The organism is Mesobacillus jeotgali (assembly GCF_002874535.1).
GTDB lineage: Bacteria > Bacillota > Bacilli > Bacillales > Cytobacillaceae > Mesobacillus > Mesobacillus jeotgali.
In genome coordinates, this window is the sequence record NZ_CP025025.1 from 4,258,485 (window position 1) to 4,277,812 (window position 19,328).

Below are 19,328 nucleotides of genomic sequence, written 5' to 3' on the forward strand. Positions count from 1 at the left end.
GCAAAATCTTATTTAGTCCCGAATAAACGGTCTCCTGCATCTCCCAATCCAGGTACGATATATCCGTGGTCATTCAGCTTTTCATCCAGTGCAGCGATATAAATATCTACATCAGGGTGTGCTTCTTTTACCGTTTCTACCCCTTCTGGAGCTGCAATCAAACACATAAACTTGATGTGCTTGGCGCCGCGCTTTTTAAGAGAGTTAATCGCTTCGACGGCAGATCCGCCTGTCGCAAGCATTGGGTCAACGACGATGAAATCGCGCTCTTCGACGTCACTTGGAAGTTTCACATAGTATTCAACCGGCAGTAATGTTTCTGGATCACGGTATAGTCCGATATGTCCTACCTTCGCAGCCGGGATCAATTTCAGGATGCCGTCAACCATTCCGATTCCTGCACGAAGAATCGGGATAATGCCGAGCTTTTTGCCTGAAAGTACTTTTGATTTTGTCTTTTCGACTGGTGTTTCAATTTCAATTTCCTCAAGCGGCATGTCACGCGTGATTTCGAACGCCATCAGCGTTGCGACTTCGTCTACAAGCTCGCGGAATTCCTTCGTGCCTGTGCTTTTTTCGCGGATATAAGTAAGTTTATGCTGGATCAATGGATGGTCAAATACGTATACTTTTGCCATGTGTATCGCTCCTTTTAAAGGTAAATGAGTTGTGAACACCTGTCTGTTATATGTAAGATCTGTTGAATCACACTTCGTATAATTTTACAGAAAAACCACTGTACAAGCAACCGCTATATTGTAATGATTTTTCCCGGAAAAAGCGGCCCTCATTCATGTAGGGCCGCCGGGTAAAATCTTATCTTTCAGGATATAGTTCGAACTTGCTTGTCAAATCTTCGACGCGTTTGCTTGTTTCTTCCAGCTTCGCCTCGTCTTCGTGATTTTTCAATGTGAAAGCGATGATTGAAGCGATTTCGTCCATTTCTTCATGTCCGAAGCCGCGGCTTGTGACTGCAGCAGTACCGATGCGGATTCCGCTTGTGACGAATGGGCTTTCCGGATCGAATGGAATCGTGTTTTTATTGACGGTGATGCCGATATCATCAAGCACCTTTTCCGCCACTTTTCCAGTCAGGCCAAGAGAGCGCAGGTCAACCAATAACAAGTGGTTGTCCGTACCGCCCGATACAAGGTCGATGCCCTCCTTATTCAAACCTTCTGCAAGGCGGTTAGCATTCGAAATGATTTTCTCGGCGTATTCTTTGAAAGAATCCTGAAGCGCTTCGCCGAATGCTACTGCTTTAGCAGCGATGACGTGCATAAGCGGCCCGCCCTGTATTCCAGGGAAGATGGATTTATCGATTTTCTTCGCGAATTCTTCTTTGCAGAGGATCATTCCGCCGCGCGGGCCGCGAAGAGTTTTATGAGTAGTCGTTGTAACAAAGTCAGCATATGGCACTGGATTCTGGTGGAGGCCAGCCGCGACAAGACCAGCGATATGAGCCATATCGACCATCAGGTAAGCGCCAACTTCATCAGCGATTTCACGGAAACGCTTGAAGTCGATAGCTCTCGGATAAGCACTTGCGCCGGCAACGATCAGCTTCGGCTTATGCTCGCGAGCTTTTTCAAGAACGACATCATAGTTGATTACATGAGTATCTTCATCGACACCATACTCGACGAAATTATACTGGATGCCGCTGAAGTTGACCGGGCTTCCGTGCGTCAAGTGGCCGCCGTGGGACAGGTTCATCCCAAGCACAGTGTCTCCCTGCTCAAGGATTGTGAAATAAACAGCCATATTGGCTTGCGCGCCTGAGTGCGGCTGGACATTGACATGCTCTGCGCCGAAAATTTCCTTCGCGCGGTCGCGGGCGATATTCTCAGCAACATCAACATATTCGCATCCTCCATAATAACGTCGGCCCGGATAGCCTTCTGCGTACTTATTCGTAAGTACAGACCCTTGCGCCTCCATTACCGCTTCACTGACAAAGTTCTCCGATGCAATCAATTCGATTTTCGTGCGCTGACGCTTCAATTCATCCTGCATTGCAGCGTATAGCTGGCTGTCCTGCTGTGACAAGTGCTTCACTTAAGTTCCCCCTCTTATATGTATTGCCTTATTCCGTTATTAGAAAATTCATTCTTATTTTAGCTGATATTATAATGAAAGAAAAGGATGAAGGTAAAAGTAGATCTGAATATCAGGGCTGTGTTTTCCTTCATTGCCTTTCCTTTGTCAGTAAAACCTAGTTCCTTAAATCTGTCAGCAAGACTCGTTTTCCTTCGATTGCTCATAAACCGCACGAGCGCCGCCGATTAGCTTCGGCCTTGTTTTCGCCAGAGTAACATGAGCATGACCGATGCTTTTTTGCTTCACTCTTACTGGTACAGCGACGTGCTTCATTTGCATGCCGATCAGCGTATCGCCAATATCAATGCCGGCGTCAGCCTTGATGAACTCGACCACCGTCGCATCCTCAAGGTTTTTGTATGCGTAAGCTGCCATCGCACCGCCCGCATTCCTCACCGGGATCACGGTCACTTCATCCAGCTGCTTCTTTTCAGCTGTTTCCCGCTCGACGACAATCGCCCGGTTCAAATGCTCGCAGCACTGGAATGCCAGCTGGATGCCTGTTTTCTCCTGCAATTCGCGGAGCTGGCTGAAGACCATTTCCGCAACCTCATCTGTTCCCGCTGTGCCAATCCGCTTGCCGATGATTTCACTCGTGCTGCAGCCGACGACCAGCACCTGGTCTTTTTTCAGCTGCACCTGTTCATTAAATTCAGTAAGGATGGAGTTCAATTCTGTTTTCCATTGTTCGATAGACAGTTGTAACGCCTCCATTACATTTGTATTTGATAGTTCTTAGGTTGGAAGTTATTTATTTTCATACTCCTTAATTTTACCGACGCGGTTTTCATGGCGGCCGCCTTCGAACTCCGTAGATAGCCATGCAGCTGCGATTTCACGGGCTAATCCCGGTCCGATGACTCGTTCGCCCATGGCAAGGACATTGGTGTCATTATGCTGGCGAGTCGCCTTTGCACTGAATACGTCATGCACAAGCGCACAGCGGATTCCTTTTACCTTGTTGGCGGCAATGCTCATGCCAATGCCAGTACCGCAAATCAGGATCCCTTTATCAAACTCTCCGTTTGCCACTTTCTCAGCAACCGGAAGCGCATAGTCTGGATAATCAACAGATGTACCGCATTCGCAGCCGAAATCTTCGTACTGGATATTCATTTCGTCCATCAAACTCTTAATTTCTTCGCGGATATTCACTCCGCCATGGTCTGAAGCAATAGCAACTTTCATTGTAAAATCCTCCTATGTTATCCCGGCTTGCGGGGCGATCAAATCTATCGTTATTTTCTCATATTCGCTCTGAATTATAAAGAAAACGGGTAGGTTTGTGTCGATATTTCTGCTTTTCACCACCGAAATTAGATCAGGAAAAAATATTATAGCGAGTTTCTATTTTATATAGCGACTTTTTCAATTTTACAGCGAGAATTTCATTTATATAGAGAATTGGAAATTTCGCAGATTTTTTCCATTTTTACAAAAAGAAAACCACAGCATCTCAGCTGCGGTTCAAATTCTATAACGAAAACTTCGTAATCGTACCTTTTAATTTCTCAGCTTGATTCTTCAGTTCAACCGCTAGATCCTCGACATTTGCGATGACTTCTGCCTGCTGTTCGGCTGCTGAAGCTACGCTGATTGCTCCGGCGGAGGTTTCTTCTGCGATTGCCGCCATTTCCTGCGATTGAGTGGATGTGTGCTGGATCGTTTCCATTTGTGTTTCGACCAAGGAAGCGATCGTATGAATGACGTCTGCCATCTCATGAATCGTTGAGGTCATTGCGTCGATTACCTGGTTCGTTCTCTCGCCTTTTTTCACTTCACCGTTCGCGGTTTCAACCTGTCTGCTGATCTGTCCGACAACGTTCTGGACTTCAGATTGGATGTTCTGGATCAGTTCAGAAATGCCCTGGACCGCGTCCGCACTCTGGTCAGCAAGCTTCCTCACTTCTTCGGCAACGACGGCAAATCCTTTTCCGTGCTCACCAGCTCTGGCTGCTTCAATCGATGCGTTCAAGGCGAGCAAATTCGTCTGTGCCGCGATATCGCCAACAAGCTGGATGATTTGCTCTACCTTTGTCGCGTTCTCTTCCAATCGTTTTACCGTACCTAGTGATTCACGATTATCATTTGCAAGTGTTTCGATGCCGGAAATCAGCGAGTGAATCGCATTCTTCGATTCCTGCAAGTCTTTGACCATTTCCACTGAAATCGATTCAGATGTCCTTGCTTTTTCCTGGACATCCTCGGCGATCCGTATGACTTCATCGACAGACTCAGCTGTTGTCTGTGTAGATAATGCTGAAGAATCCGCCCCAGCGGCAATCTCTTTAATAGTTGTCGAGATGATGGACGCCTGCTCGGATGCTGCCGCAGATTGCCCGGATATCTGGATGACTTTTTCATTTGTTTCTTTGAAGTTACTATCAATCTGGCTGACCATTTCACGCAGGTTTGATAGCATATTATTGAAGGCAAGTCCCAAAGAGCGGATCTCGTCATCCGATTTTGATACTTCCGTATCCTCACCAATTTCGCCCTGCGCTGCTTTTATTGCAGACTGCTCGAGCTTTTGCAATGGCTTGACAATCAGACCGGCAGCCATATACGCAAGCAGGCCTGACCAGAAAATCCCCATTCCTAGAACTGCCGCAGTAAAAATGACTGAATTAATCTCGATGAAATTTTGAACGTAAGGATACAGGAAATAAATGAAAAATGCGCTTGTTGAATAAGTAATGATAGCCAACACAGTCGTCAGCATGACCAATTTCTTCCGTAATCCCATTTTGTAGCTGCGTTTAGATCCCACTGATAATCCCCCTGAAAAAATAATAGAATGACATTTTTGCATCATTTTGCTTTTCGAATTAATCGCGCCACATCCGAAAAGAACTTCTCAAAGGTATTATCGGATTTTATCTATGATTCTTTCGATACTTTTTTGAATTTCTTTAAAAGCTTCGCGATAAATTTGTTCATTTCCGCCAAACGGGTCTGCCACATCCAGGTTTCCCTTTTCATCAGCAAATTCTTTCAATGTAAAAGTTTTATCCGCAGCGTCTGGGTATTGGCTCAAGATCAAGCCTTTATGACTCTGTGTCATTGTCAGGACCAAGGTTGCCCAATCGATTTCTTTCATTGTTAATGTCGAGGAGCGATGATCATGGCTGATATTGTTCTCCTCGAGCACTGTCTTTGCGTTGACAGAAGCCTCCGCACCATTCGGGGCATATACTCCTGCCGATTTCACCTCGACTCCAGGCAATTGTTTGCTTTTTAAAATCGCTTCCGCCATCGGGCTGCGGCATGTGTTTCCGGTACAGACAAATAAGATGCGTGCCATGTTTTGTCCCTCCTATTAATAACTTTTCTCCATTATATGATAATCTTTCCGCATTTTCATTTTTGCTAGAAAGTAAAAAACACCTGCCTGGCAGGTGCAAACAGGTTTTATAAAAAATCCACCCGATGAGCAGGTGCATACAAGTTTTATACAAAAAAATACACCTGACGAGCAGGTGCATAAAGATGTTATAGAGGAAGAAGCAATTTCAGCCCGAAAGCGAGCAAAATGCCGCCACCCAATGCCTCACTGTATGTACCAAGCCATCCCTGCACTCTTTTTCCGACCAGGAGGCCCGCCCACGTAAGAACCATTGCCGCTGCACCAAAACAAATCAATACAAGCAGTGTCCTCGCGCCGTAAATTCCAAGTGTCAATCCTACCGAAAAGCTGTCAAGGCTGACGCTGAGGGCAAAAATAAATAAACCCTTGCCAACCGGGGTAATCACGCTTGTCTCATCTTCTTTGAAGCTTGCCCAAATCATCTGTACACCCAGCACGATCAGGAGCAGGCCGCCAATATATCCAGCTATTGCCCCGAACTGCTCGGACAAAAATCTCCCAGCCACCATTCCAAGCAGTGGCATCCATACATGGAATAAACCTATCGTGACGCCAATTTTAAATATATGCCTTTTCGTCAGTCTGAACATGCCCATTCCGAGACCAACGGAAAAGGCATCCATTCCCAACGCGAATGCCATCAACATAAGTGTGAATAATTCGCCGGCTATTGCTGTCATGTCTTCGCCCCCTCGGACTTGCTAATTCAGCATATGCACGTCCAAAAGGATTTAGAAGCATGGAATTTTCAGGTTTCGAAATGATTAGGAGTTTTCTCCACATGGATATTTTCCGGGAGTGTTATTTGCTTCAACAAGAATTCATTACAGTTTAACTGTTATTAAATTATGACCAAAAGGTATTAAGGTGGTGTCAACCGGTATAAAATCATGACCAACTGGTATTATTTCGTTCTCAACTGGTTTCGCAATCTAAGAATATTCTCCAATATAAAAAGCGCTCCAACTGAAGCGCTTCTCTGTAAAATATTATTTTTCAATGATTGGCAGTCCTGAGGCCTTTGACAATCTGTTCATGATTGCCTGGCCTACGCCTGTTTCGGGAAAGATTTCGCCGTAAATGATATCGAGTTCTTCCTGATTGAAGGCCCGAAGCGTATCATAGAGTGCTTCCGCGACTGTTTCCAGTCTTGCTCTTTCGCCACAGGGTATCACAATATCGGCGTCATAAAACTCAAGGTTTTCCTTCGTTGTCATCACGCCGACTTTCTGGCCTTCCACCCGCTTTTCATTTACCAGCTGCTGGATTTGTTCTCTTGATCCATCAACAAGGTAAAAAGGTGCATTCGGTGCATAGTGACGATATTTCATTCCCGGTGATTTTGGCGCCTGGTTTGAATCTTTCAAGGCTGGATCGACGGCAACTTCACCGACTACTTCTTCCAGTTGTTCCTTTGTTACGCCGCCCGGTCTTAAGATCGCAGGAATGTCACCGGTGCAATCTACAACTGTTGATTCAAGGCCTACTCCGGTCGCTCCCCCATCGACAATCCCGGCAATCCTGCCGGTCAAATCATCGGCAACGTGATTCGCAGTCGTCGGGCTGGGCTTGCCTGACAGGTTTGCGCTCGGGGCTGCGAGCGGCAAACCAGATGCTTCGATAATCGCCAGTGCTATCGGGTGGTCAGGCATCCTGACTGCAACTGTGGACAAACCAGCAGTTGCTTTTTCAGAAAGTGCACCCTCTTTTTTTTCCAGGATAATCGTCAACGGTCCCGGCCAAAAGGCATCCATTAAAACCGCTGCCTGATTAGGGATTTCTTTTACAAAAGAGTTAATCTGTTCACGATTTGCAATATGAATGATCAATGGGTTATCCCCAGGTCTTCCTTTTGCTTCGAATATTTTCAAGACGGCTTCATCGCTTTCTGCGTTGCCACCGAGGCCATAAACCGTTTCTGTCGGAAAAGCGACTACTTGATTTTGCTTCAGTTTTTGTGCAGCTTCGATGATTTGTGGATATGTTTTTAAATTATCCACAGTCTTATCCACTGTCCACATTTGAGTTTGCATGTACATCCACCTTTTACTTCTCGCTATACTAGTCTATTTCTATGAAAGTATAAAAGAAGAATAAGAAGAACTCAAGTTTTTATCCACAAATTGTGTATATCTTTACTGAAAACGTGGATAACTTTGTGGATTAATCCACAATTCACAGAATTATTTTCATAATTGCGGAGTTATCCACAGTTAGAACTTGTTTTAGATGACTTTTTTCCAAAAGAGAATCCGGAAGCTCTGACTGGTTAACCATTTCAAACCCTAGCCCAGAGAAAAAAGACACCGCACTCATCTTGTTGGTAACAAGATATAGTTCATCAAGCTCCTGATTTTTCGCTGTCAGGAATGCCCGTTTAAAAAGAAGCAGCAAGTCAGGCTGGCCAATCTGCGGAGAAACGACAAATGATCGAAGCAAGCCCGCTTTATCCACCGGCTCTACTCCTAGGCATGCCTTAAGCTCACCTTCCTGGTTTTCCATGAGGGAAAAGTTTTCGATCGAGTCATTCAAGCCTTCCGGGCTTACTCCTGCCTGTGTTAAAAAAGCCTCCAATTTTGGCAGATCCTCTTGATTCGCACTTCTGATTTTCCATGTCATATCTATCACCTCAAAAATAAGATTCTAGTAAATAGATATGAGAGACATGAAAAAGTAGAACCATAAATAGAAAACACGGCAGCCCTCATTTAAAGTGAAAGCTACCGTGCACCTTTGAATTCTGGCTTTTTACGCCATATTACTTGTCATTGTTGTTGCGGGCATTGCCGCCTTTTTCACCGATTTCTTCATAGAAGCTTCGGTCATGATTGTTGGAAGTCGCTTCGCCGCCTTTGCGGCCGATTTCCTGATAGAAGTTCTGGTCGTGGCTTTCTGATGTAGCTTTGCCACCTTTTTTCCCGATTTCCTGGTAGAATTCGCTGTTATGGCTCTCAGCAGTAGCCTCTCCGCCTTTGCGGCCAATTTCCTGATAGAAATCTTGATCGTGATTGTTGGAAGTTGCTTCGCCGCCTTTACGGCCGATTTCCTGATAGAAATCGCTGCCATGGTTTTTGCTTGTTGCTTCGCCGCCCATGCGTCCTCGTTCTTCACGTGACATCTTATCATTGTTATTGTTTCTAGCCATTTTACTCATCCTCCTTGAAATCTAGTTTTGATGTTACACTACTTTGAATATCCGGAATCTCCTAACCCAAAACTAGTATCAGGGGAATGTAATATCCTTGTTTGAAAAATGTAATATTTCTGGAAATCCTGACGATCATCTTTCCTCTGCTGCCAAGTATTTCTTACGAAAAGCTAGCTAATTTTTTTCTAGCTTCTCATAGTGAAAAATTCATTAGTGAGTGATATAAGTCACTATCCTGCCTGTTTTATGTAGTTATAATAAAATAAATCCAATTGAAAACCTTTCTCAAAAAGGAGGAACGGCATGGAAATAAAAACAATATATGATCGGATTGGCGGCGACGAATCAATCCGCAAGATTGTAGACACTTTTTATCCAAAGGTGTATGAAAATGAGGAACTCAGCCCTTTGTTCGAGGGCGATATTGATGAAATCAAGCGGAAGCAGTGGATGTTCCTCACGCAGCTGACCGGCGGAGGTGCTCTTTACAGCGAGGAATTCGGACCACCTAATATGAGAGTGAGACATATACCATTCGAAATCACGCCGGTGCGAGCCCAGGCATGGCTGAAGCTGATGCATGAAACACTTACGGAAACGGGTTTGATCGAAACTGAGGGTGGAAAGGCGCTGTTCGAGCGTTTGAGCCAGATTGCACCCATTATGATCAACAGACAATAAGGAGGAATCTATGATGGAAAAACAGTCATTAACACAATATCAGGAATTTAGCGAGGAACGTTTTACTAAGAGGATTGTCTTCAAGAAAGGCGAGAGCACAGTGTTCCTTTTGAATTTCATGCCGGGCCAAGAATTGCCGAAGCACACACATCCAGGTACAGAAGTGTTTATTTTAACCATGCAGGGCGAAGGCACTTTCACCATTGACGGTGAAGACGTAGTGGCGGCTGCGAATGAAACAGTACATGTGAGCGGAACGGAAGAGCTTGCCTATAAAAACACTGGTTCAGAGCCAGTCACACTTTATGTTATGCTTAACAAAATTCCAGATGAGAGATTTGCACAGAATATTTAATTGCTGTGGATTAATCACAAACATCACGATAGAAGCTCAATCATGAGCGGGACATCCTCTGTTGGTCGAATAATTCATAAATGTGGTCGAATTAATTCAAAATGTGGTCGAATTATTTAGATATCCGCCAGAATAATTCAAAATGTGGTCGAATTATTTTTAAATTCACCAACAAAACTCAAGTTACACGTAAAAATAGCCCCTGCAATCTGCGCAGGGGCTTATTTTAGCCAAATATTCTATTCCAAATCTCAACGAGGAAGAAGGTTACCTCAACTTCTTCTTCTTCGCCGCCTTCATACACTGTTTTTTCGCCTTTTTTGCTTTTATTTTCATCATCCTGCTTAGCTTCTTCTGCCTCGTCTTCAACGTCAGCTTTTACATCGCCTTTGTCGTCGTTTTCATCGAAGCCTTCGCTTGTTGCTTCTCCATTTGAGAAGTCAAGGAAGCATAGTGGCGGATACAGGACGCACCACCAGTTTGCGCCTTTGCCTTCACCAATCGTGATGAGGATTGCTTCGTACTCGCCTGCCGGATATAGTAATTGACCATATAACTTAGTAGGAAACTGGACTTTATCAAACTCAGTTTTTACAGAATGATTTGAGCCTTCAGTTGCGACAACTCTTTCAGCGATTGCCTGAATTTCTGGAAGCTTGGATTTGATAACGTTCCTCGCTGCTTCAATCGAAGTCAGCTCCTGAACCCATTTCGTGATTTCTTTGTTCACTTCGTCGCGGATCAGACGTTTGATATTCTGATCCTTTTCCAGATCGCTGTCAGCTAGGATCCTCAGGCGAATCGCCTCGTTTGGGATGACCATTGCTTCCTTCGCTGTCACTTCATTTTTTGGTGTATATAAACTTAAAATAGTACCTGCACATAATAAGAATATGTATAAAATAGCTGCTGATTTTTTCATCATCATCTTTCGCACCGTCCCTTCACTAGTCACAGTGTGGACAGATTGATAGATTCTTAAACTAGTAATTTCGAAAAAATTGGACCCCTTTTTTAGGAGTCCATTTCCGCAAACACCATCCGGTCCTTGCCATTAATATCAAAGACAACCTCTACCTTGGCATGCGGGAAGGTTTTTTCCAGAAGCGCACGTACTGCTTCACCCTGGCCAGCACCGATTTCAAAGCCTACTAATGCTTTTGCCTTCAATACTAGCGGGAGTTCGTCCATGAACCGGCGATACAGGTCCAGCCCATCTTCGCCTGCAAAAAGCGCCATATGCGGCTCGTGTTCCGTCACAATGTCTGACATCCATTCCTGGTCAGCAACCGGGATATATGGCGGGTTGGAGATGACAGCATCGACTTTTTTTCCCTGTAAAATCAGCGGCTGCAAGAGATCTCCATGTAAAAATTCAATTTCCCCATCAAGTTCGCTGGCATTTTTCCGCGCCACCTCGAGGGCTTCTTTTGAGAGGTCAACCGCAGTTACCTTCATTTCTGGTTTTTCCAACTTCAAGGTAACCGATATAGCTCCGCTCCCGGTACCGACATCGATAAGGTCAATTTGATCATTCTCCGGAAAAAGTCTGTTCAGACGCTGAAGCGTTCCATATACAAGCTCCTCCGTCTCCGGCCTTGGAATCAGCACATGCTCATTCACGTTGAAGCGGCGGCCGTAAAACTCCTCGCTGCCAATGATATATTGAATCGGCTCGCCAGCTGCATGCCTTTTTACAACAGTCTGGAACCTAGTCCACACTTCCCCATCAAGTTCGTCACGCATCATCGCGAGCATTGACGTTCGGGATAGGCCGGAATAGTGCCGCAGCAATAGTTCACCAGCGAACTCCTCACGATTATGTTCTTTTAAAAAAGAAGAAGCCCAATTGAGGGCTTCAAATATTTTCACATTAGTCATTGTTGGCACTCTCAAGTCTTTGAGATTGGTCTTCCATAATTAGCGCTTCGATGATCTCATCCATCTTGCCCTGAAGGATCTGGTCAAGCTTCTGGATTGTCAGGCCGATACGGTGGTCGGTCACGCGATTTTGCGGGAAGTTATACGTACGGATACGCTCTGAGCGGTCTCCTGTACCTACAGCTGACTTACGGACCTGGTCATACTCCGCCTGCGCTTCCTGCTGGAACTTGTCATAAACACGGGCACGAAGTACCTTCATCGCCTTGTCTTTGTTCTTATGCTGTGATTTTTCATCCTGACATGATACAACAATTCCTGTTGGAATATGCGTCAGACGTACAGCTGACATTGTCGTGTTAACAGACTGTCCACCGGCACCGCTCGATGCAAAAGCATCAAAACGAATGTCTTTATCATGAAGCTCGATTTCCACTTCTTCCGCTTCAGGAAGACATGCAACGGTCGCTGTAGAAGTATGGATACGGCCGCCTGATTCCGTTTCTGGCACACGCTGTACGCGGTGCGCACCGTTTTCGAATTTCATTTTAGAATAAGCGCCATTACCATTGATCATAAAGATGATTTCCTTGAAACCGCCCACACCAGTCGTGCTGGCATCGATGACTTCCGTTTTCCAGCCTTGTGATTCGGCATAACGGCTGTACATCCTGTAAAGGTCACCCGCAAACAGGGCAGCTTCATCGCCGCCTGCAGCGCCGCGGATTTCCATGATAACGTTCTTGTCATCATTAGGGTCTTTAGGGATAAGAAGAATCTTGATACGAGCTTCAAGTTCCTCAATTTGAGGTTCAAGCTCAGAGATTTCTTCCTTTACCATCTCACGCATCTCTGCATCAAGCTTATCCTCGAGCATCGCTTTCGCATCTGTCAACTGCTCTTTAACTTCTTTATACTCACGATAAGCCATGACTGTTTCCTGGATATCAGACTGCTCCTTTGAATACTCACGGAGCTTTTTCGAGTCATTGACAACTTCCGGGTCACTCAATAGCTCATTCAATCTTTCATAACGATCCTCAACTGCTTGAAGACGATCAAACACGGACACTCACCTCTATTTTTATAGCCTTGAAAATTGGATTATAAATTTATTCTTGCCTGTGTATTTCCGCAACAGGTCTGATAGTTCAACATAGCATAACATTCTAATTATAGTATAGGTGGCACACTCAGTCAAAGCCATTGTGACTAGAAAAGCGGAAGCGCCTCGGTCAGCCCCGACAAGCGCTGGAGGGCCGACCAGTGAAGTCGCTCTTTGACTTCATTGGGCGGACCGAAAACGAAAAGCGGAGGCGACTGCCCAACTCCGACAAGCGCTGGAGGGCCTGACAGTGAAGTCGTTCTTTGACTTCATTGGCAGGACCGAAGCGACTCGAGGAGTTAGGAGCCGCAGCTAGACAAGCGACTCGAGGGGCTTGGCGCTGGAGCTAGACACTAATGGAAAAGCGCAAGTGCGCCTTGTATATTTATTTTATGTATAACGGAAAAACTTGAACGTCTTGTACGGGCATCAGAAAAAGCATGCCCTATTTACGAGCATGCTGGTGTTCTCCAGTGTTTTATTCAATATCAACGTTAATGTCGTAACGCGGCAATGCTCTTGTCAGCTTCTCCTGCAAGGTCTTTTGCGCATTGTTACGATCTTTTCTGGTTACGCGCCCTTGAAGTTGTGCGGTTACGTTCATTTCACCGCCGTTAATCCAGATGGAACCCGGTTCATAGCCAGCATCCGAAATGACGTCCTTCGCTTTTTGGACATCCTGGGAAAAACTATGGTGGTTCTCGTTATCGGTATTCAGCAAATTCGGGTTTTGATCGGTCATTGTCATGCCGTCATCCTGGTCCCTCGTGAAATTAGGTCCATCTCCTTCGCGGACACCGTCATCATCCCTGTTCAGGTCCATGCCAGCCTGGTCTTGGTCTTTGTCATAAACTGATTCGGTATTGTCCTGGCCACATCCTGCAACCATAACCACCGCAAACATAAGCAACATGAGTAATTTTTTCAAATTATGGCACCTCCCGTGGTTATCTTGCCCTATGGAGGTATCAACCATGCTCTAAATAGTCTCTTTTTTAGCGAAATCAGCTGCTGGAAAAATTTTTCTCTTACTCATCAGCTTTAATTGCACGGTACATAGCGAAAATTGCACGTTCAAAGCCATTAATTGCACGCTCAATTGTTATAATTGCACCGATAAGTTACGTAATTGCACGTTCATCCAATATCAGGGAAATTCCACCCTGCAGAATTAAAAAAATCCCCCCGCACCCGGGAGGATTCATCATTATGTTAAGCTTTCAGTCGTTTTCTCGATTTTAAGCTCGTTTGGTGATTTTGGAACTTCATGATGGTGTCTGCATCGTGGTTCGTATGATTCGGATGCGCCAACGAGAATGATTGGATCATCATATGAGGCTGGCTTGCCGTTAATCAAACGCTGTGTACGGCTGGATGGCGATCCACATACCGCACAAACAGCCTGAAGCTTGGTCACATTTTCTGCAACGGCCATCAACGCAGGCATCTGGCCGAATGGTTCTCCGCGGAAATCCTGGTCAAGTCCGGCAACGATGACGCGGTAGCCGCTGTCTGCAAGATGCTGGATCACCTGCAGGATTTCATTGTCAAAAAATTGCACTTCATCAATGGCAATGACATCGATTTCAGGGTTGATATGCTTGAAAATATCAATAGAGTTGGCAATAGGCTTTGCAGTAACTGCAGTTCCGTTGTGTGATACAACCGATTCTTCGCTGTAGCGGTTATCAATCGCAGGCTTGAATACAGCAATTTTTTGCTTGGCAAATTGCGTTCTGCGCACGCGGCGGATCAGTTCTTCGGATTTACCGGAAAACATGCTGCCGCAGATCAATTCAATCCAACCGCTTTGTTTCATAACGTACATGGTCGGCCTCTCCTTCCTCGCTGGGCAAAAATTAAATAGCGCAAGCGCCTTGGTCAAATCCAAAAAGCGCTTCTCTACAATAAGCTGTTTTCGTATTTTTACGGCTTCTTCATGCCATAAAGGTACGAAAAAAGCCTGGTTAAAAGTTCGACACTTTTTTCAGCTTTTTCCATTATAACAAAAAAAGGCGCTGAATCCAGACACAAAATTAAAGTTCATAAAATTAAATTTTATATATATGTACCCGAAAATTCATGTATTTATTTCGGGCTAATGATCCTAAAAAAGCAAAATAAAAAACAGGCAAGTCGCAAAGCTTCTTGCCTGTTTGTTCGTTTCTTATATTACTGGTTGTTTTTAAGACCGTATTTCTTGTTGAAGCGGTCAACACGTCCGCCAGCTTCAGCAAACTTCTGACGTCCAGTATAGAATGGGTGGCATTCAGAGCAAGTTTCAACGCGAATCTCGTTCTTAACAGAACCAGTTTCGAATTCGTTTCCGCAAGCGCAAGTCACCTTAACTGTTTTGTAGTTTGGATGAATTCCTGATTTCATTCTTTTCATCTCCTTCCGCCCTGAATCATATCCGAAACAGAGTTATAATCAACGGTTATACCGTTATTGGAAAAACACACTGCACTCATTATAACAAGTCCATCTATATATTTCAAGTTAGTTTTTACGACCATAATTTGGAATTAAGAACGCTTGTTATTGCTCTTCATTTCCTCGCCAAGAACAGCGAAGAAGTCTTCATTAGACTTGGACAGCCTTAGCTTGCGCAGGAATTTTTCCGCGAAGTCAGGTGAATCCGACATCGATTTGCGGATGGCCCACAGCTTGTCCAGATGGTCTTTCGGAATAAGAAGTTCTTCTTTACGAGTTCCGGATCTACGAATATCGATCGCAGGGAAGATCCTTCTTTCGGCAAGTGAACGGTCAAGGTGAAGTTCCATGTTTCCAGTTCCCTTGAACTCTTCATAGATGACATCATCCATACGTGACCCTGTATCAACAAGCGCAGTCGCAAGAATCGTCAAACTGCCGCCTTCCTCGATATTACGGGCAGCACCGAAAAAGCGCTTCGGACGGTGGAACGCCGCAGGATCAATACCACCTGATAATGTACGTCCGCTTGGCGGGATGACAAGGTTGTACGCACGAGCCAGACGAGTGATGCTGTCCATCAGGATGATGACGTCACGTTTATGTTCAACAAGGCGCATCGCACGCTCAAGAACAAGCTCGGCAACCTTGATGTGGTTTTCAGGCACTTCATCAAAAGTTGAGCTGACTACATCGCCGGCAACGGAACGTTCGATATCTGTTACCTCTTCAGGACGCTCATCGATCAGCAGCACAATCAGTTCTGCTTCAGGATGATTCGTCGTAATGCTGTTGGCGATCTCTTTTAAAAGCATGGTCTTACCAGCCTTTGGCGGTGCGACGATCAGGCCGCGCTGGCCAAATCCGACAGGTGCGATGACATCCATGATTCTTGTCGACACTTTGTTATGAGTTGTCTCCAGTTTCATCTGACGATCAGGATACAGCGGCGTCAAACCCGGGAAGTGAACCCTTTCCTTAGCCGATTCCGGGTCATCACCATTGACTGCCTCTACCTGAAGCAATCCGAAATAACGCTCGTTTTCTTTCGGTGGGCGGACTTTACCCGATACTTTATCCCCGTTCCTTAAATCAAAACGACGGATCTGTGAAGCCGAGATATAGATGTCCTCAGAGCTTGGCGAGTAGTTAATCGGGCGGAGGAATCCAAAGCCTTCAGACTGGATGATTTCCAGGACACCTTCCATGAAAAAATAGCCCTGCTGTTCCGCACGTGCTTTTAAAATAGCAAATATAAGTTCTTTTTTCGATAATTTGCTGTAGTAAGAGACTTTATACTCTTTTGCAAGTTCATAAAGCTCTTTCAATTTCATATTTTCTAAGCTTGAAATATTTACTTCCATAATGTCACCACGCCTTAAAATATTTCGATTTCCCCCATAAAAAAATGTATAAAGAATATCAGCGTATGGATGGAAAAAGAAGAAATGAGTTTCCTTTGAAGGTTGTAAGAAGGAATTAATGAAGGTATACAACTGGTTTGGGTCTAATCAAAATCAACAAGTTTATTAAAACAATTTTCATTTTACCCTTAAACAGGAAAAATAATCAATCTTTTTATTTATTAGCTCCCTTTACCTACAGAATGCGGTAAAGGGAGCTTGTTTGTAAGGGTTTGCAGCCAATTTTTATAAAAAAGTATTATTTCATAACCAGATGCGGCTTTTTCTTCAGGCTGTGCTGTCCTTCAATGAAGCGGACTGTGCCTGATTTTGCACGCATGACGACTGAATGAGTTGAGCCGTAAGAGCCTTTGAACTGGACTCCTTTTAGCAACTCGCCATCAGTTACGCCTGTTGCAGCGAAAATTGCATCGTCACCGCGGACGAAATCTTCCATAAGAAGGACCTTGTTGACATCGATGCCCATTTTTTTGCAACGCTCTAGTTCTGCATCATTTTGCGGAAGCAATCTGCCCTGGATTTCGCCACCGAGACTTTTCAGCGCTACCGCAGCGATTACACCCTCAGGTGCTCCGCCTGAACCGAACAGGATATCCACGCCGGTAGTATCAAACGCCGTGTTGATTGCGCCAGCTACATCACCGTCATTGATCAATTTGATTCTTGCACCTGCTTCACGAAGCTGGGCAATGATATGTTCATGGCGAGGACGGTTCAATACCGTTGCCACTACATCTTCAATATCCTTATTCTTCGCTTTTGCCACGGCCTTCAGATTATCAAGAACGGATGCATTGATATCGACCATGCCTACCGCTTCAGGACCTACCGCAAGTTTATCCATATACATGTCCGGTGCGTGAAGCAGGTTACCGTTATCTGCCACCGCGAGGACTGCAAGGGCATTCCACCCGCCAGACGCTACAATATTCGTTCCTTCCAGAGGATCGACAGCGACATCCAAACGCGGACCATAGCCTGTCCCAAGCTTTTCACCAATATACAGCATCGGTGCTTCGTCCATTTCCCCTTCGCCGATTACGACTGTGCCTTTCATCGGGATGGTGTCAAACACATCTCTCATTGCCGACGTTGCAGCATCGTCAGCTTCGTCTTTTTTACCGCGTCCCATCCAGCGGGCTGAAGCAAGCGCAGCCGCTTCTGTCACGCGGACAAGCTCCATCGTTAAGCTACGTTCCATATGATCATCCCCTAATCATGAAAGATGCTAATGCCTACCGAAAAGGTATTCCTCTCAACCAATCCGTTTCCATAAATCAACTTTCTCCTCGTTAGTCGATTATATCTCCGGAACTATTTAAGAAGCGAATCTTTCAAGCTTCCATAGTTGGCTGCTCGATAGTTAAATAAGTTATACTATTTCGCGTTCACGATAAGCATTAGCACCACTATTTGTATTGTACAGCTCTATTGTACTATACTTTTTATGATTTTTTCACTTCTTCTTGCTCTTCAGATGTCATATCTTCACGCCAAATTGTGGCACCTAGCCCATTTAGCTTTTCAACAATATGGCTGTAGCCGCGGTCGATATGGTCGACACCAGTGATTTCAGTGACGCCTTCCGCCATCAGTCCGGCAATGACAAGCGCAGCTCCTGCTCGGAGGTCACTGGCCTTAACCTTAGCTCCCTGCAGCTTGACAGGACCGCTGATGATTGCCGATCTGCCTTCGACTTTAATATTGGCATTCATTCTTCTAAGCTCGTCAATATGCTTGAAGCGGGCACCGTAAATCGTATCTGTCACGACACTCGAGCCCTCTGCCCTTGTCAACAGCGCTGTGAATGGCTGCTGCAGATCAGTTGGGAAACCAGGATAAACAAGCGTCTTAATATCGATTGCTTTATATCGCTCAGTTGGCGCGACATAAATTTGCTCGTCACTTGCCTCAATATGAGCACCCATTTCCTTCAGCTTGGCCACAAGTGACTCAATATGCTGAGGAATGACATTATCTATTGTTACCCCTTCACCAATGGCAGCACCAAGAATCAGGTACGTCCCTGCTTCGATGCGGTCAGGAATGATGGTGTGGCGGCAGCCGTGAAGCTCGTCGACGCCATCGATCCGGATGACATCCGTACCTGCGCCTTTGATTTTCGCTCCCATATTTGTGAGCAAGGTCGCTACATCAATGATTTCCGGCTCTTTTGCCGCATTTTCAATGATTGTGCGCCCTTTTGCCCGGACAGCGGCAAGCATGATGTTGATTGTTGCACCAACACTTACGACGTCAAGATAGATTCTCGCACCGCGAAGCTCGTCGGCACGCAGATAGATTGCACCTTGTTCGTTTGTCACGCTAGCACCAAGCGCTTCAAATCCTTTTATATGCTGGTCAATCGGCCTTGGGCCCAAATGGCAGCCGCCCGGCAGTCCGATGACAGCCTTTTTGAAACGGCCCAGCATCGCTCCCATTAAATAGTATGAAGCTCTCAGCTTTTTCACTTTTCCATTCGGCAAAGGCATGGAAATCATGGAAGACGGATCTACCGTCATTTCATTGTTCGAGAATTCAACAGAACCGCCGATCTCCTCCATCAAGTCCTTGAGCATATGAACATCGGAAATATCCGGCAAACCTTCAATGGTCACAGGCGATTCAGCTAAAATCGTTGCTGGGATCAAGGCTACTGCACTATTTTTAGCGCCGCTTACCCGAACAGTCCCTTTTAAAGGATAGCCGCCTGCAATCTTAAGCTTTTCCATTTTTGACTCCCTTCTAAGCCGTGATGTATTAAGGTCAAGCTGGAGATGAAAACAATTACAGCTAAGACCGATATAGGCTCTACTTAGATTTAAATTACCGAA

At 45.3% G+C, this 19,328-nt stretch carries 21 protein-coding genes; 2 read left to right on the forward strand and 19 right to left on the reverse strand.

The window, feature by feature from the left end:
- Positions 1 to 8: 8 nt before the first annotated feature.
- The 10 genes from upp to CD004_RS21300 form a co-directional block, all read right to left on the reverse strand.
- On the reverse strand, positions 9 to 638 hold the full coding sequence (gene upp / locus CD004_RS21255) for a uracil phosphoribosyltransferase (protein WP_041964614.1): 630 nt from the start codon (positions 636 to 638) through the stop codon (positions 9 to 11).
- A gap of 178 nt (positions 639 to 816) precedes the next feature.
- Positions 817 to 2,058 (reverse strand): serine hydroxymethyltransferase, encoded by a 1,242-nt coding sequence (locus CD004_RS21260; protein ID WP_102264590.1) that lies wholly within the window; start codon positions 2,056 to 2,058, stop codon positions 817 to 819.
- 174 nt (positions 2,059 to 2,232) lie between these two features.
- A complete protein-coding gene (locus CD004_RS21265; RefSeq protein WP_102264591.1) occupies positions 2,233 to 2,814 on the reverse strand; it encodes a TIGR01440 family protein in 582 nt (193 codons plus the stop codon).
- 33 nt (positions 2,815 to 2,847) lie between these two features.
- Positions 2,848 to 3,288, reverse strand: a complete 441-nt coding sequence (rpiB, locus tag CD004_RS21270; protein ID WP_102264592.1) for a ribose 5-phosphate isomerase B — start codon at positions 3,286 to 3,288, stop codon at positions 2,848 to 2,850.
- A gap of 286 nt (positions 3,289 to 3,574) precedes the next feature.
- The gene (locus CD004_RS21275) at positions 3,575 to 4,870 is read right to left on the reverse strand and encodes a methyl-accepting chemotaxis protein (RefSeq protein WP_102264593.1); all 1,296 of its coding nucleotides are present in this window, start codon (positions 4,868 to 4,870) and stop codon (positions 3,575 to 3,577) included.
- Between the two features lie 96 nt (positions 4,871 to 4,966).
- Positions 4,967 to 5,404 (reverse strand): low molecular weight protein arginine phosphatase, encoded by a 438-nt coding sequence (locus CD004_RS21280; protein ID WP_102264594.1) that lies wholly within the window; start codon positions 5,402 to 5,404, stop codon positions 4,967 to 4,969.
- Positions 5,405 to 5,592: 188 nt separating this feature from the next.
- Positions 5,593 to 6,147: a manganese efflux pump MntP gene (locus CD004_RS21285; RefSeq protein ID WP_102264595.1), complete on the reverse strand. Its 555-nt coding sequence runs from the start codon at positions 6,145 to 6,147 to the stop codon at positions 5,593 to 5,595.
- A gap of 309 nt (positions 6,148 to 6,456) precedes the next feature.
- On the reverse strand, positions 6,457 to 7,500 hold the full coding sequence (locus CD004_RS21290; protein ID WP_102264596.1) for an L-threonylcarbamoyladenylate synthase: 1,044 nt from the start codon (positions 7,498 to 7,500) through the stop codon (positions 6,457 to 6,459).
- A gap of 142 nt (positions 7,501 to 7,642) precedes the next feature.
- The gene (locus CD004_RS21295; RefSeq protein WP_102264597.1) at positions 7,643 to 8,086 is read right to left on the reverse strand and encodes a GNAT family N-acetyltransferase; all 444 of its coding nucleotides are present in this window, start codon (positions 8,084 to 8,086) and stop codon (positions 7,643 to 7,645) included.
- A 139-nt stretch (positions 8,087 to 8,225) separates the two neighbouring features.
- Positions 8,226 to 8,612 (reverse strand): KGG domain-containing protein, encoded by a 387-nt coding sequence (locus CD004_RS21300; RefSeq protein WP_102264598.1) that lies wholly within the window; start codon positions 8,610 to 8,612, stop codon positions 8,226 to 8,228.
- A 306-nt stretch (positions 8,613 to 8,918) separates the two neighbouring features.
- Here CD004_RS21300 and CD004_RS21305 point away from each other — a divergent pair, with 306 nt between their 5' ends.
- Together CD004_RS21305 and CD004_RS21310 are read left to right on the forward strand one after the other, a co-directional pair.
- A complete protein-coding gene (locus tag CD004_RS21305) occupies positions 8,919 to 9,296 on the forward strand; it encodes a globin domain-containing protein (RefSeq protein ID WP_102264599.1) in 378 nt (125 codons plus the stop codon).
- 10 nt (positions 9,297 to 9,306) lie between these two features.
- Positions 9,307 to 9,651 (forward strand): cupin domain-containing protein, encoded by a 345-nt coding sequence (locus CD004_RS21310; RefSeq protein WP_324782287.1) that lies wholly within the window; start codon positions 9,307 to 9,309, stop codon positions 9,649 to 9,651.
- 226 nt (positions 9,652 to 9,877) lie between these two features.
- Here CD004_RS21310 and spoIIR read toward each other — a convergent pair whose 3' ends face one another.
- From spoIIR to CD004_RS21355, 9 genes are all read right to left on the reverse strand, one after another.
- Positions 9,878 to 10,576, reverse strand: a complete 699-nt coding sequence (gene spoIIR / locus CD004_RS21315; RefSeq protein WP_180321314.1) for a stage II sporulation protein R — start codon at positions 10,574 to 10,576, stop codon at positions 9,878 to 9,880.
- A gap of 89 nt (positions 10,577 to 10,665) precedes the next feature.
- On the reverse strand, positions 10,666 to 11,532 hold the full coding sequence (gene prmC, locus CD004_RS21320; protein WP_324782289.1) for a peptide chain release factor N(5)-glutamine methyltransferase: 867 nt from the start codon (positions 11,530 to 11,532) through the stop codon (positions 10,666 to 10,668).
- Positions 11,525 to 12,598, reverse strand: coding sequence for a peptide chain release factor 1 (gene prfA / locus CD004_RS21325; RefSeq protein ID WP_102264601.1), 1,074 nt, complete (start codon positions 12,596 to 12,598; stop codon positions 11,525 to 11,527). Before prfA ends, prmC begins: the two co-directional genes overlap by 8 nt.
- A gap of 517 nt (positions 12,599 to 13,115) precedes the next feature.
- A complete protein-coding gene (locus tag CD004_RS21330; RefSeq protein ID WP_102264602.1) occupies positions 13,116 to 13,565 on the reverse strand; it encodes a hypothetical protein in 450 nt (149 codons plus the stop codon).
- Positions 13,566 to 13,844: 279 nt separating this feature from the next.
- Positions 13,845 to 14,465 carry a thymidine kinase gene (locus tag CD004_RS21335; protein WP_102264603.1) on the reverse strand — a complete coding sequence of 207 codons (621 nt, stop codon included), beginning with the start codon at positions 14,463 to 14,465 and terminating at the stop codon, positions 13,845 to 13,847.
- 344 nt (positions 14,466 to 14,809) lie between these two features.
- A complete protein-coding gene (gene rpmE / locus CD004_RS21340; protein ID WP_041964628.1) occupies positions 14,810 to 15,019 on the reverse strand; it encodes a 50S ribosomal protein L31 in 210 nt (69 codons plus the stop codon).
- A gap of 143 nt (positions 15,020 to 15,162) precedes the next feature.
- A complete protein-coding gene (gene rho, locus CD004_RS21345) occupies positions 15,163 to 16,434 on the reverse strand; it encodes a transcription termination factor Rho (RefSeq protein WP_102264604.1) in 1,272 nt (423 codons plus the stop codon).
- 298 nt (positions 16,435 to 16,732) lie between these two features.
- Entirely contained in the window at positions 16,733 to 17,695 is a 963-nt protein-coding gene (glpX, locus tag CD004_RS21350) for a class II fructose-bisphosphatase (RefSeq protein WP_041964630.1), read from the reverse strand.
- Positions 17,696 to 17,939: 244 nt separating this feature from the next.
- The gene (locus CD004_RS21355; protein WP_041964631.1) at positions 17,940 to 19,226 is read right to left on the reverse strand and encodes a UDP-N-acetylglucosamine 1-carboxyvinyltransferase; all 1,287 of its coding nucleotides are present in this window, start codon (positions 19,224 to 19,226) and stop codon (positions 17,940 to 17,942) included.
- Positions 19,227 to 19,328 lie beyond the last annotated feature (102 nt).